Here is a 12,944-nt window from a genome sequence, read left to right as displayed (position 1 = left end):
GCCTGAATCCGCCATGACCATCATCGTGACCGGCGCTGCCGGCTTTGTCGGCAGCAACCTCGTCAAGGGGCTCAACGAGCGCGGCGAGACCCACATCGTGGCCGTCGACAACCTGACGCGCGCCGAGAAATTCAACAACCTCGTGGATTGCGAGATTGCCGACTATCTGGACAAGACCCAGTTCATCGAGCGCTTCAAGCGCGGCGATTTCGGCAACGTGCGCGCGGTATTCCACGAAGGCGCCTGCTCCGACACCATGGAGACGGACGGCCGCTACATGATGGAAAACAACTACCGTTACACGCTGGCGCTGATGGAAGCGTGCCTGGAACAGGGCACGCAGTTTCTCTATGCATCATCGGCGGCCACCTACGGCGCGTCCACGCTGTTTCGCGAGGATCGCGAGTTCGAGAAGCCGCTCAATGTCTACGGATACTCGAAATTCCTGTTCGATCAGGTGGTGCGTCGACGCTTGCCGTCCGCGCTGTCGCAGATCGTTGGTTTCCGCTACTTCAACGTTTATGGCCCGCGGGAATTCCACAAGGGGCGCATGGCGTCCGTGGCGTTCCACCACTTCAACCAGTTCCGCGCCGAAGGGTCGGTGAAGCTGTTTGGCGAATACAACGGCTATGCGCCGGGTACGCAAAGCCGCGATTTCGTTTCGGTGGAAGACGTCGTCAAGGTCAACCTGTACTTCCTCGATCATCCGGAAAAATCCGGCATCTTCAATCTTGGTACGGGACGCTCGCAGCCGTTCAACGACATCGCCGTGTCGGTGGTGAATGCACTGCGCGAGGCCGAGGGCAAGCCGCAGCTTTCGCTGGACGATATGGTCCAGGAAGGCCTGGTCGAATACGTGAAGTTTCCCGACGCGCTGCGTGGCAAGTACCAGTGCTTCACGCAATCCGATGTCTCGCGACTGCGCGCGGCCGGCTATGACGCGCCTTTCCTCACCGTGCAGGAAGGCGTGAGCCGTTATTGCCAGTGGCTGCTGGAACGCGCTTGATGGCGTGACTGTCGCGCGCGCACCACGACGGCTTTGCGCAGTCTTCGCTGAACCGCGGGAAATGCAACGCCGATAAGTCGGTCGGACACATATCCGCGCGGGTGATGTGAACTTGTGTGTCCGGCCATTTCTGACGTCGATTCGGACTTCTATCCTGACGGTCCCCGCTGCACGAAGCGGCGGGCATCCCAATCAAGGAAAGGAGTTTTCTGATGCACAAGACGTCTGCTATTTCCCTCTCTCATGTTGGCGCGGCGCTGCTGCGCGGCTGGCGACGCGCGGGCATGGCGCTCGCGCTGCTGCTTGCCCTGTCCGGCATCCAGCCGGCGTATGCCGATGTCGACGTCAACAGTGCCGACGAAGCCGCGCTGATGTCCGTCAAGGGCATCGGGCCCGCTACGGCCAAACGCATTCTCGAAGAGCGCGACAAAAACGGCGCCTACAAGGACGCCGGCGACCTGTCGGACCGCGTGCCCGGAGTGGGACCGAAGTCGGTCGCCCATCTGCAGGAAGCAGGGCTGACCTTCGGTGCCGCGGCAACGACCGCGCGCAAGGATGCCAAGCCTGCGGCCAAGCCCGCGGCCAAGGCGGCAGCGGCTCGCTGACGGAGCGGCGCCATCGCGCGTCAACTGGCATGGCTGGTATGCGTTGTGCTTGGCTGACATCGCACACCGCAGCCATGCCAATTTGCACGCTACTGGGTGCGGGGTATCATGCGCAACGCCGTTGCGGCAGGTGGCTGCGCCACCATCGCAAGCGGCCTTATCCAACTACAGACGTACCGCTGACAGGGAGAGAAAAACATGGCGAATGGCCAGGGCAGTACTGACGACGGGGGTTTCCTGCCGACGTGGCGGCTCAAGACCTCGGGCGTGATCGGCCCCGACGAGCGGCTGCCTGCCGGGCAGACCTTGCTGGCGGGCATCCAGCACGTGGTGGCGATGTTCGGCTCCACGGCCATCGCGCCCATCCTGATGGGTTTCCATCCGAATATCGCCATCCTGTTCTCGGGCGTCGGCACATTACTGTTCTTCTTATGCGTGCGCGGTCGCGTGCCGAGCTACCTTGGATCGAGCTTCGCCTTCATTGCCGTGGTGATCGCCGCAACCGGCTACGGGGGTAGCGGACCGAATCCCAACATCCCGCTGGCGCTCGGTGGGATCATCGCCGCGGGTGCGCTCTATACGGTGATTGGTCTGATCGTCCAGGCCGTCGGTTATGCGTGGGTCGAAAAGCTGATGCCTCCCGTGGTGACAGGCGCGATCGTCGCGGCCATCGGCCTGAACCTGGCGCCCGTGGCGGTCAAGGCGGTCAGCGGTGCGCCGCTCGATACGTGGGTCGGGCTGCTGACGGTGCTTGCAGTGGGGCTCATTGCCGTACGCGCGCCCGGTATGCTCGGGCGCCTGCCTGTGCTGCTCGGTGGGCTGGCAGGATACCTCGCGTACTTCGTGGCCACCAACATGATGGGCATGGGCAAGGCCATCGATTTTTCGGGCGTGGCGGCAGCCAACTGGTTCGGCATGCCGGAGTTCACCGCGCCCGTGTTCCAGATCAATGCGATGCTGCTGATTGCGCCGGTGGCGATCGTGCTCGTGGCGGAAAACCTTGGGCACATCAAGGCGATCGGCGTAATGACGGGACGCAATCTCGATCCATACATCGGTCGCGCGTTCATCGGCGATGGCGTCGCGACGATGCTGTCGGCGTCGGGTGGTGGCACGGGCGTGACCACCTACGCCGAAAACATGGGCGTGATGGCCGTCACCAAGATCTACTCGACGCTGATCTTCGTGGTGGCTGCCGCGGTGGCCATCCTGCTTGGCTTTTCACCCAAGTTTGGCGCGCTGATCCTCACGATTCCGGGACCGGTGATTGGTGGGCTGACCATTGTCGTGTTCGGCCTGATTTCGGCGACGGCTGGCCGTATCTGGGTCCAGAACCACGTCGATTTCTCGAGTTCACGCAACCTGATCACCGTGGGGGCCACGCTGACGGTGGCGGCGGGCGACCTGACGCTGAAGCTGGGCGGAATGACGCTGGGCGGTATCGGCACCGCCACGTTCGGGGCGATCCTGCTCTACCACCTGCTGGGCAAGGGCCGCGCCGAAGAGCAGGGGCTCACGCACTGATCGTGCGAGTTTCGCGAGTGACGCGGGCCGGGTCGATTGCCCCGGTCCGCGATGCGGGTAAGGTTGCTGCATTACAATGACCCACGAAAAACCGACTGACCCCCGCACCATGGCCTACAAAACGATTGAAGACACCATCGGCAACACGCCGCTGGTACGACTGCAACGCATTCCCGGTGCTGCTATCGAAGCGCGTGGCAATGTCATCCTCGGCAAGCTCGAAGGGAACAATCCTGCCGGTTCGGTCAAGGATCGCCCTGCGGTGTCGATGATCCGGCGTGCGGAAGAGCGCGGGCGTATCAAGCCTGGCGACACGCTGATCGAAGCCACGTCCGGCAATACCGGTATCGCGTTGGCCATGGCGGCGGCAATTCGCGGCTACCGCATGGTGCTGATCATGCCCGAGGATCTCAGCCTGGAGCGTCGCCAAAGCATGGCGGCTTACGGCGCCGAGATCATCCTCACCCCGGTCAAGGGCGGCATGGAATACGCGCGCGATCTGGCCGACGCCATGGAGCGCGAGGGCAAGGGCGTGATCCTCGACCAGTTCGCGAACCCCGATAACCCGCTGTCGCATTACGAGACCACTGGCCCGGAATTGTGGCGCGATACCGAAGGCCGCATCACGCACTTCGTGTCGGCGATGGGCACGACGGGCACTATTACTGGCGTATCGCGTTTCCTCAAGGAAAAGAATCCAGCCATCCAGATCGTCGGCGCGCAGCCGGCGGAAGGTTCGCGGATTCCGGGCATTCGGAAGTGGCCGGAAGCGTACTTGCCAAAGATCTATGACCCGAAGTATGTCGATCGGCAAGAGCCGGTGACGCAGGCCGACGCCGAGCATATGGCGCGCCGGATGGCGCGCGAGGAAGGCATTTTCTGCGGGATCTCGGCGGCGGGCGCGCTCTGCGTGGCGCTGAAGGTTGCCGAAGAAGTCGAGAACGCCACGATCGTATTCGTCGTATGCGACCGCGGCGATCGCTATCTGTCGACTGGAGTGTTTCCGGCCTGATCGTCGGTCCCGCAGCAAAGGCCCCGCGGGTTGTCGACGCGGGGCTTTTGTTTATGGGACTGACGGATCGATCAGCTCATCGCGGCCTTTACTGCCTCGCCAAGCTGATAGACGGCCAAGGCGTAGAAGAAGCTGCGGTTGTAGCGCGTCAGCACGTAGAAGTTGCGCAGGCCGATGATGTACTCGGTGGGCTGATCCGGCGTGGGCAGGTCGACAATCAACACCCCCGCTTCGCCTTCGCGCTGCACATCGATCGGCTCGTCCACGCGCAGTCCTGCACGCGTCAGCTGGTTCAATGTGCGCGTGGGCCACGGCTCGCCGTCGGCTGCCGCCACGGCGACGCCCTGGCTGCCCGCGTCGCCGGCAATGCGCCAGACCACGGGACGATTCTGCTCCCATCCATGCAGTTGCAAAAAGCGCCCGACGCTGCCAATGGCGTCGGCGGGGCTGTTGCGCAAATCGATATGCCCGTCGCCGTCGTAGTCGATCGCATACTCGCGCAGGCTGGTCGGCATGAACTGCGGAATGCCGATGGCGCCCGCATAAGAGCCAAGCACCGAAAACACATCGGTTTTGGTGTCGCGGCACCACAGCAGATAATCGGCCAACTGATCGCGAAACAGCTTGGTGCGGGCTTCGCGATTCGGCGTATCGGGGTAATCGAAGGCGAGCGTGGAAAGTGAGTCCATCACGCGAAACGTACCCATATCGCGGCCATAAATCGTTTCCACGCCGATAATGCCGACGATGACCGAAGCGGGCACGCCGAATTCGGCTTCCGCTCGGCGCAGCGTTTCGCGATTCTGTTGCCAGAAGCGGACGCCGGCGTTGATACGGATCGGCTCGATAAAGCGGGAACGGTAGGCGCGCCAGCTTTTCTTGCCCGGCGTGGTGGGCGGCATGATCAGCCGCGCTACGGTAGCGCTATAAACAGCCTGCCCGAAATACGATTCCAGTTCGGTGCGCTGAAATCCATTGCGCGCCACCATGTCGTCGATGAATGCGCGTGCTTGCGGATGATTCTGATAGCGGCCCGGGTCGATTTCTTCTTCACGCACGCTCACGCGGCGCTTGCCGGCGGCGAAGAGGCCTGGAGAAATGCCGCAGAGGCCCAGTGCGGCAGCGGTAAATGCGGCGCCCATCAATGGGCGGCGCAAGGGGCGCTGTGGATCTGTCATGTTGTCCTTTGCAAGTCGCACCGAGTATAGCGGATGTGTTTTATGCATCGCCCGATCCGCGCGGTTGGTTACGAAGTTTCGGGGCCGAGGGCGCGCGCATGTCCTGTGCTAACGTAACGGCTGGAGACAAACTTGACCCGCAATCAAAAATGCCAACGGGCTATTACACGCATCCGTCGTTCCTGTTGCACGAGATGGGACATTTCCATCCCGAATGCCCGGAACGGCTGCAGGCCATCGAAGATCATCTGATTTCGCATGGAATCGATGGGCTGCTGGACCGGCGCGAGGCGCCTGCCGCCACCGAAGCGCAGATCGAGCGCGTGCATCGGCCCGACTATGTCGCGGGGCTGGCCGCCAACAGTCCGTCGACCGGATATTTTCCGATCGATCCCGATACGTCGATGAATCGACACACGCTGACCGCGGCGACCCATGCCGCCGGCGCTGCTGTGGCGGCGACCGATGCCGTAATGGCCGGCGAAATCGAAAATGCGTTCTGCTGCGTGCGTCCGCCCGGTCACCACGCCGAACCGGACCGGGCGATGGGTTTCTGCTTTTTCAATAACGTCGCCATTGCGGCCCGTCATGCGCTGGCGGCGCACGGCCTGCAGCGCGTGGCGATTATCGATTTCGACGTGCACCATGGCAACGGCACGGAAGCGGCGTTTCGCGATGACTCCCAGGTCATGATGTGCAGCTTCTTTCAGCATCCGTTCTATCCCTATAGCGGCACGGAACATATTGCGACCAATATGTCGAATATCCCGCTCCCCGCTTATACGAATGGCCTGGCGGTGCGCGAAGTGGTGGAGACGATCTGGCTGCCGCGCCTGAACGAGTTCAAGCCGGAAATGCTGTTTATTTCGGCAGGTTTCGACGCGCACCGGGAGGACGATCTCGGCCAGATGGGTTTGGTAGAGCAGGATTACACCTGGATCACCCAGCAACTGGTGGACGTGGCACGCGCCCACGCCCATGGCCGCATCGTCAGTTGTCTCGAGGGCGGCTATAACCTCAGCGCGCTGGCCCGCAGCGTATTCGCCCATCTCAAGGCGCTGATGGACGCCTGAAAAGAGCTTTTCGCGGCTCTTTTTGGTGGTCTTTATGACGGGAGCGTATAAAGCCATCGAAAAAATCTCGTTTGAGGTATGAAGCGAATCGCATAAAATGCGGGCTTCATAAAAATAAGTGCGGCAACAACGCAGGAGACCCCGCGCTGTTGCCGTTTTCTTTTTTCGTTCCATGATCGAACTGCAAGGACTCTCGCAGCGCTTCCCGGGCGGGTCGGGGGAGGTGCATGCGCTGCGCGATGTCAGCCTATCCATCGCCGCTGGCGAGATTTTCGGCATCATCGGCCGAAGCGGCGCCGGCAAAAGTACGCTGGTACGCGCCATCAATCTGCTGAACCGTCCGTCCGGCGGCCGCGTGATCGTCGACGGTCAGGATCTGACTGCGCTCGGTAACGGCGCGCTGCGCGAGGCGCGCCGCGAAATCGGCATGATCTTCCAGCATTTCAACCTGCTGTCGTCGCGCACCGTCTACGACAACGTGGCATTGCCGCTGGAGCTGGCCGGCAAGTCGCGGCAGGAGATTGCGGCGACCGTCGAGCCCTTGCTGGCGCTGGTGGGTCTGTCGAACCTCCGTGACCGTTATCCGGCGCAAATCAGCGGTGGGCAGAAACAGCGCGTGGGTATCGCCCGCGCGCTGGCCAGCAAGCCGAAAGTGCTGCTATCCGACGAGGCCACGTCGGCGCTGGATCCCGAAACCACGCGCTCGATCCTCGAACTGCTCAAGCAGATCAACAAGGAACTGGGGCTGACGATCGTCATGATCACGCACCAGATGGAAGTCATCAAACAGGTATGCGACCGCGTGGCGGTGCTCGAAGCCGGACAGGTGGTGGAATCGGGCCGCGTGATCGACGTCTTCCTGCGTCCGCAGCACGATGTCACGCGCGCGATGATTGGCGATGTGATCGCCCAGGAATTGCCTGCCAGCGTGCTCAAGCGCGTCGAGAGCCGCCTCGGCAACGGGCGCGACCACGTCTACCGACTGGCGTTCACTGGCGAGAACGTCGATCAGCCGGTGCTTGCGCAGGCGATCCGCCAGCATGGCCTGGACTTCAACATCCTGCACGGCCATATCGACGAAATCCAGGGCCAGGCGTTTGGCTCGCTGGCAATCATGGCCACCGGCGATCCGGCGGACGTGCGCGCCGCGATGGAATATCTGCAACAACAAGGCGTAGTGGTGGAGGAGATCGAACATGTGGTCTGAAATGTTTGACCTGTTCCTGTCGTCGTTCGCCGAGACGTTGCTGATGGTGGCGATCTCGGGCGTGGTGGGGGCGTTGCTCGGTGTGCCGCTGGGCGTGCTGCTGCACCTGACCAACCGCGGCGGCGTGCTGTCGCATCCGCTGTTTAACCGCTCCATCGGCGTGGTGGTGAACGCGGTGCGCTCGATTCCGTTCATCATCCTGCTGGTGGTGGTGATTCCGTTTACGCGCTTTATCGTGGGGTCGTCGATCGGCACCACGGCGGCCATTGTGCCGTTGACGATTGCCGCGATTCCGTTCATCGCGCGACTGGTCGAGTCCGCGCTGCGCGAAGTCGACAAGGGTCTGGTGGAAGCCGCCCAGTCGATGGGCGCCACCACGGGGCAGATCGTCTGGAAGGTGCTGCTGCCGGAAGCCATGCCCGGCATCGTGGCGGGGCTGACCATCACGTTCGTGAGCCTGGTTGGCTATTCGGCCATGGCGGGCGCGATCGGTGGCGGTGGCCTCGGCGATCTCGGCATCCGCTACGGCTACCAGCGCTACATTACCGAGATCATGGTGGCGGTGGTCGTGATCCTGATCGTCTTCGTGCAGGCCGTGCAGAGTTTTGGCGACTGGCTGGTTCGCCGTATCAGCCATCGCTGATAAGAAGAAAAACCAATTCCATCAATATCAATAGAAGAACCAGGGGTACATCGCAATGCAACGTCGAAGTGTGATCAAGGGCGCCGTCGTCGCGCTGGGTATGGTGGTGTCGGCTGGCGCCATCGCGCAGGAAAAGCCGATCAAGGTGGGCGTGACGGGCGGCCCGCATGCGCAGATCATGGAGCAGGTCAAGAAAGTGGCGGCCAAGGACGGTCTGAACATCCAGGTGGTGGAGTTCAGCGACTACATCCAGCCGAATGCCGCGCTGGCCGCCGGCGATCTCGACGCCAACAGCTACCAGCATTTGCCGTACCTCGAGGCCCAGATCAAGGACCGCGGCTACAAGTTCGCGCACGTGGCCTATACGGTGACGTTCCCGATGGGCGTGTATTCGAAGAAGATCAAGTCGCTGGACCAGCTCAAGCAAGGCGCCCGCGTGGGCGTGCCGAACGATCCCACCAATGGCGGCCGCGGCCTGTTGCTGCTGCAAGCGAAGGGTCTGATCAAGCTGCGCCCCGATGCGGGCCTGAAGGCGACGCCGCTCGACATCGTCGAAAACCCGCGCAAGATCAAGATCGTGGAACTCGATGCGGCGCAATTGCCGCGTTCGCTTGACGATCTGGACGCTGCCGCCATCAACGGCAACTACGCTGAATCCGCCGGCCTGTCGCCGACGCGTGACGCGATCGCCATGGAAGGCCCGAAGGGTCCGTACGCCAACCTGATCGCCATCCGCGAAGCGGACAAGAACAAACCGTGGGTCGCCAAGCTCGTGAAGGCCTACCATTCGGCTGAAATCAAGCAGTACGTCCAGGCTACTTTCAAGGATTCTGTGATTACCGCCTGGTAATTTGTCGAAGCTTTCATCCAAACCCTGTGCGCGCAGAGCATCCTGCGGCACAATCGGGGCGGGTTTTTTGGATTGCCGGCTATGCCCGGCAATTCTTTGTCTATAAAATAGTACGATCGTTCGAAAATCAAAAGCGCCGCCACCCTGGTGGTTATAATGGCGAGCGATTCAAAACTTTGGACTATCAGCTATCAGTGGAGTGAGCGCATGAAAGTACTCGTCGCAGTCAAGCGGGTGGTGGACTACAACGTCAAGGTCCGCGTGAAATCGGATGGCACAGGCGTCGACCTGGCCAACGTGAAGATGAGCATGAACCCGTTCGACGAAATCGCCGTGGAAGAGGCCGTGCGCCTGAAAGAAGCGGGCGTCGTCAGCGAGGTGATCGCGGTGTCCTGCGGGGTGGCGCAATGCCAGGAAACCCTGCGTACCGCGATGGCCATCGGCGCCGACCGCGGCATCCTGGTGGAATCCGCAGAAGACCTGCAGCCGCTGGCCGTGGCCAAGCTGCTCAAGGCGTTGATCGACAAGGAGCAGCCGAGCCTGGTGATCCTGGGCAAGCAGGCCATCGACGACGACTCGAACCAGACCGGCCAGATGGTGGCCGCGCTGGCCGGGCTGCCGCAAGCCACCTTCGCCTCGAAGGTGGTGGTTGCCGACGGCAAGGCGTCGGTCACGCGCGAAGTGGATGGCGGTCTGGAAACCGTGTCGGTCAAGCTGCCGGCCGTGGTGACCACCGACCTGCGCCTGAACGAGCCGCGCTACGTGACGCTGCCGAACATCATGAAGGCCAAGAAGAAGCCGCTGGAAACCGTCAAGCCGGAAGACCTCGGTGTCGACGTGAAGCCGCGCCTGTCCACCGTCAAGGTAGTCGAGCCTGCCAAGCGCAGCGCCGGCGTGATGGTGCCGGACGTTGCCACGCTGGTGCAAAAGCTGAAGTCTGAAGCCAAGGTTATCTGAGCGCGGGGAGATAGAACATGACTGCACTTGTCATTGCTGAACACGACAATCAATCGATCAAGGCCGCCACGCTGAACGCCGTGACGGCAGCCGCCCAATGCGGCGGCGACGTCCACGTGCTGGTGGCCGGCTCGAACGCCAAGGCCGCAGCCGACGCCGCCGCGAAGATCGCAGGCGTGGCGAAGGTGCTGCTGGCCGACGCGCCGTACTTTGCCGACGGTCTGGCCGAGAACGTCGCCGAGCAGATCCTGGCCATCGCCAGCGACTACTCGCATATCGTTGCGCCGGCCACGGCCTCGGGCAAGAACATCCTGCCGCGCGTGGCCGCCAAGCTGGACGTGGCGCAACTGTCGGACATCACCAAGGTCGATTCGCCCGACACGTTCGAGCGTCCGATTTACGCCGGCAACGCGATCGCCACGGTCAAGTCGGCCGACAAGATCAAGGTGATCACCGTGCGCGGCACGGCGTTCGACCAGGCCGCGCCCGAGGGTGGCTCGGCCAGCGTGGAAACGCTGCCGGCGGTGGCCGACGCGGGTCTGTCGCAATTTGTGTCGCGCGAGCTGACCAAGAGCGACCGTCCGGAACTGACCGCCGCCAAGATCATCGTCTCGGGTGGCCGCGGCGTGGGTTCGGGCGAGAACTACACCAAGGTGCTGACGCCGCTGGCTGACAAGCTGGGCGCTGCGCTGGGCGCATCGCGCGCGGCAGTGGACGCCGGCTTCGTGCCGAACGACTATCAGGTTGGCCAGACCGGCAAGATCGTCGCGCCGCAGCTGTACATCGCCGTCGGTATCTCGGGCGCGATCCAGCATCTGGCCGGCATGAAGGATTCCAAGGTGATCGTGGCGATCAACAAGGACGCCGAAGCCCCGATCTTCTCGGTGGCGGATTACGGCCTGGTTGGCGATCTGAACACCGTGGTGCCGGAACTGGTGGCCGCATTGGGCTAAGGCACTCCGATGGCCGGTTCGCATCTCGATGACCGGCCAATCGCGCAGAAGAATAAAAGCCGTTCCGGGTGAATCCCGCGAGCGGCTTTTTTACAGACGATGGAGACAAGATGACCTACCGTGCACCGCTCAAGGACATGCTGTTCGCGATGAACGAACTGGCAGGTCTCGAACAGATCAGCCAACTGCCTGGCTATGAGGACGCCACTGCCGATGTCGCGCAGGCCGTTCTCGAAGAGGCGGCCAAGTTCAACGAACAAGTGGTGGCGCCGCTGAACCGCGCTGGCGACATCGATCCCAGCAGTTGGAAGGATGGCGTGGTGACCACCACTCCGGGCTTCAAGGATGCGTTCCGCCAGTTTGGCGAAGGCGGCTGGCAAGGTGTGCTGCATCCGGCGGACTTCGGCGGCCAGGGGCTGCCCAAGCTGGTGGCCACGCCCTGCAACGAGATGCTGAACTCGGCGAACCTGTCGTTCGCGTTGTGTCCGCTGTTGACCGACGGCGCCATCGAGGCGCTGCTGACCGCGGGGTCCGACGCACAAAAGGCCGCGTTCCTGCCGAAGCTGATTTCGGGCGAGTGGACGGGCACGATGAACCTGACCGAGCCGCAAGCCGGATCGGATCTGGCCGCGGTGCGTACGCGGGCGGAACCGCAGGGCGATGGCACCTACAAGCTGTTCGGCACGAAGATCTTCATCACGTACGGCGAGCACGACATGGCGAAGAACATCGTCCATCTGGTGCTGGCGCGCACGCCAAATGCGCCCGAGGGCGTCAAGGGCATTTCGCTGTTCATCGTGCCGAAGTTCCTGGTCAACGCGGACGGATCGCTGGGCGAGCGCAACGACGCGCATTGCGTGTCGATCGAACACAAGCTCGGCATCAAGGCGAGCCCGACCGCGGTGCTGCAGTTTGGCGACCACGGTGGCGCCATCGGTACGCTGGTGGGTGAAGAGAATCGCGGGCTCGAGTACATGTTCATCATGATGAACTCGGCGCGCTTCTCGGTCGGCATGCAGGGCATCGCGGTATCGGAACGCGCCTATCAGCAGGCCGTGGCTTTCGCGCGGGAACGTGTGCAAAGCCGCCCGGTGGACGGCTCCGCGCGCGAGGCAGTGACGATCATCCATCATCCCGACGTCAAGCGCATGCTGATGACGATGCGGGCGCTGATCGAAGGCGCGCGCAGCGTCGCCTACGTGGCGGCGGCTGCTAGCGACATTGCGCACCAGCATCCGGACGAGGCAGTGCGCAAGCAAAACATGGCGCTGTACGAATTCCTCGTGCCGGTCGTGAAGGGCTGGAGCACCGAGCTGTCGATCGACGTCACCAGCCTGGGCGTGCAGGTCCACGGCGGGATGGGCTTTATCGAGGAAACCGGCGCGGCGCAGCATTATCGCGATGCGCGCATCTTGCCGATCTACGAGGGCACCACGGCGATCCAGGCCAACGATCTGGTCGGCCGCAAGACCGTGCGCGACGGCGGCGCCGTTGCACGAGCGATCTGCTCGCAAATTGCCGAGACGGAAGCCGCGCTCGGTGCGCAGGGCGATGCGGCATGCGCGGCCGTGCAGGCGCAACTCCGGCAGGGGCGCGAGGCGCTGGAAGCCGTTGTGAAGTTTGTGGTCGAGAACGCTAAGACGGATCCCAACGCCGTGTTTGCGGGCAGCGTGCCATACCTGAAGCTGTGCGGCATTGTGTTCTCGGGCTGGCAACTCGGCCGCGCGATGCTTGTCGCGCAAGCCAAACGCGCCGACGACCCGTCGTTTTACGATGCCAAGATCGCGACGGCGCATTTCTTCGCCCAACACATCCTTTCGCAGTCGGCTTCGTTGCGCGCGGCGATCGTGGATGGCGGCGCGCCCACGACCGCGCTGAGCCCGGATCAGTTCTGATCCGTTGCCGATCGACGCCGCATCAAGCGGCGCCGCATCGG

12 protein-coding genes are annotated in these 12,944 nt (G+C 62.8%); 11 read left to right on the top strand and 1 reads right to left on the bottom strand.

What is annotated here, in order from left to right:
• The first annotated feature begins 13 nt into the window (after positions 1 to 13).
• The 4 genes from rfaD (at position 14) to cysM (ending at position 4,147) form a co-directional block, all read left to right on the top strand.
• Positions 14 to 1,006 (top strand): ADP-glyceromanno-heptose 6-epimerase, encoded by a 993-nt coding sequence (gene rfaD, locus F7R19_RS03850; RefSeq protein WP_061957588.1) that lies wholly within the window; start codon positions 14 to 16, stop codon positions 1,004 to 1,006.
• 212 nt (positions 1,007 to 1,218) lie between these two features.
• Positions 1,219 to 1,611 (top strand): ComEA family DNA-binding protein, encoded by a 393-nt coding sequence (locus F7R19_RS03845; RefSeq protein ID WP_061957589.1) that lies wholly within the window; start codon positions 1,219 to 1,221, stop codon positions 1,609 to 1,611.
• Between the two features lie 198 nt (positions 1,612 to 1,809).
• Complete coding sequence (locus F7R19_RS03840) at positions 1,810 to 3,135, top strand: solute carrier family 23 protein (protein ID WP_061957590.1); 1,326 nt, start codon at positions 1,810 to 1,812, stop codon at positions 3,133 to 3,135.
• Positions 3,136 to 3,244: 109 nt separating this feature from the next.
• Entirely contained in the window at positions 3,245 to 4,147 is a 903-nt protein-coding gene (gene cysM / locus F7R19_RS03835) for a cysteine synthase CysM (RefSeq protein WP_061957591.1), read from the top strand.
• A gap of 71 nt (positions 4,148 to 4,218) precedes the next feature.
• On the opposite strand, the gene mltB is transcribed toward cysM, so the two are convergent.
• On the bottom strand, positions 4,219 to 5,325 hold the full coding sequence (gene mltB / locus F7R19_RS03830; protein WP_150979416.1) for a lytic murein transglycosylase B: 1,107 nt from the start codon (positions 5,323 to 5,325) through the stop codon (positions 4,219 to 4,221).
• Positions 5,326 to 5,474: 149 nt separating this feature from the next.
• Between mltB and F7R19_RS03825 the strand changes: the two genes are divergently transcribed.
• The 7 genes from F7R19_RS03825 (at position 5,475) to F7R19_RS03795 (ending at position 12,903) form a co-directional block, all read left to right on the top strand.
• On the top strand, positions 5,475 to 6,398 hold the full coding sequence (locus tag F7R19_RS03825; RefSeq protein ID WP_150979415.1) for a histone deacetylase family protein: 924 nt from the start codon (positions 5,475 to 5,477) through the stop codon (positions 6,396 to 6,398).
• Positions 6,399 to 6,570: 172 nt separating this feature from the next.
• Positions 6,571 to 7,605, top strand: coding sequence for a methionine ABC transporter ATP-binding protein (locus F7R19_RS03820; RefSeq protein WP_061957593.1), 1,035 nt, complete (start codon positions 6,571 to 6,573; stop codon positions 7,603 to 7,605).
• Positions 7,595 to 8,248, top strand: coding sequence for a methionine ABC transporter permease (locus F7R19_RS03815; RefSeq protein ID WP_061957594.1), 654 nt, complete (start codon positions 7,595 to 7,597; stop codon positions 8,246 to 8,248). The genes F7R19_RS03820 and F7R19_RS03815 overlap by 11 nt, the downstream gene beginning before the upstream one ends.
• 55 nt (positions 8,249 to 8,303) lie before the next feature.
• On the top strand, positions 8,304 to 9,098 hold the full coding sequence (locus tag F7R19_RS03810) for a MetQ/NlpA family ABC transporter substrate-binding protein (protein ID WP_150979414.1): 795 nt from the start codon (positions 8,304 to 8,306) through the stop codon (positions 9,096 to 9,098).
• 207 nt (positions 9,099 to 9,305) lie between these two features.
• Complete coding sequence (locus tag F7R19_RS03805) at positions 9,306 to 10,055, top strand: electron transfer flavoprotein subunit beta/FixA family protein (protein WP_061957596.1); 750 nt, start codon at positions 9,306 to 9,308, stop codon at positions 10,053 to 10,055.
• Between the two features lie 17 nt (positions 10,056 to 10,072).
• Complete coding sequence (locus tag F7R19_RS03800) at positions 10,073 to 11,008, top strand: electron transfer flavoprotein subunit alpha/FixB family protein (RefSeq protein ID WP_061957597.1); 936 nt, start codon at positions 10,073 to 10,075, stop codon at positions 11,006 to 11,008.
• A gap of 110 nt (positions 11,009 to 11,118) precedes the next feature.
• A complete protein-coding gene (locus tag F7R19_RS03795) occupies positions 11,119 to 12,903 on the top strand; it encodes an acyl-CoA dehydrogenase (RefSeq protein WP_150979413.1) in 1,785 nt (594 codons plus the stop codon).
• Positions 12,904 to 12,944: the final 41 nt, after the last annotated feature.

It is taken from the genome of Cupriavidus pauculus, assembly GCF_008801835.1.
GTDB classification, from domain to species: domain Bacteria; phylum Pseudomonadota; class Gammaproteobacteria; order Burkholderiales; family Burkholderiaceae; genus Cupriavidus; species Cupriavidus pauculus.
The sequence above is the reverse complement of the archived record's forward strand: the minus strand, read 5'-3'. Positions and strand labels throughout refer to the sequence as shown.

Bases quoted from the DNA above. Each gene is read 5' to 3' on its own strand.
- mltB (WP_150979416.1), bottom strand. From the start codon at position 5,325: ATGACAGATCCACAGCGCCCCTTGCGCCGCCCATTGATGGGCGCCGCA.
- cysM (WP_061957591.1), top strand. From the start codon at position 3,245: ATGGCCTACAAAACGATTGAAGACACCATCGGCAACACGCCGCTGGTA.
- rfaD (WP_061957588.1), top strand. From the start codon at position 14: ATGACCATCATCGTGACCGGCGCTGCCGGCTTTGTCGGCAGCAACCTC.
- F7R19_RS03840 (WP_061957590.1), top strand. From the start codon at position 1,810: ATGGCGAATGGCCAGGGCAGTACTGACGACGGGGGTTTCCTGCCGACG.
- F7R19_RS03805 (WP_061957596.1), top strand. From the start codon at position 9,306: ATGAAAGTACTCGTCGCAGTCAAGCGGGTGGTGGACTACAACGTCAAG.
- F7R19_RS03820 (WP_061957593.1), top strand. From the start codon at position 6,571: ATGATCGAACTGCAAGGACTCTCGCAGCGCTTCCCGGGCGGGTCGGGG.
- F7R19_RS03795 (WP_150979413.1), top strand. From the start codon at position 11,119: ATGACCTACCGTGCACCGCTCAAGGACATGCTGTTCGCGATGAACGAA.
- F7R19_RS03810 (WP_150979414.1), top strand. From the start codon at position 8,304: ATGCAACGTCGAAGTGTGATCAAGGGCGCCGTCGTCGCGCTGGGTATG.
- F7R19_RS03815 (WP_061957594.1), top strand. From the start codon at position 7,595: ATGTGGTCTGAAATGTTTGACCTGTTCCTGTCGTCGTTCGCCGAGACG.
- F7R19_RS03845 (WP_061957589.1), top strand. From the start codon at position 1,219: ATGCACAAGACGTCTGCTATTTCCCTCTCTCATGTTGGCGCGGCGCTG.
- F7R19_RS03825 (WP_150979415.1), top strand. From the start codon at position 5,475: ATGCCAACGGGCTATTACACGCATCCGTCGTTCCTGTTGCACGAGATG.
- F7R19_RS03800 (WP_061957597.1), top strand. From the start codon at position 10,073: ATGACTGCACTTGTCATTGCTGAACACGACAATCAATCGATCAAGGCC.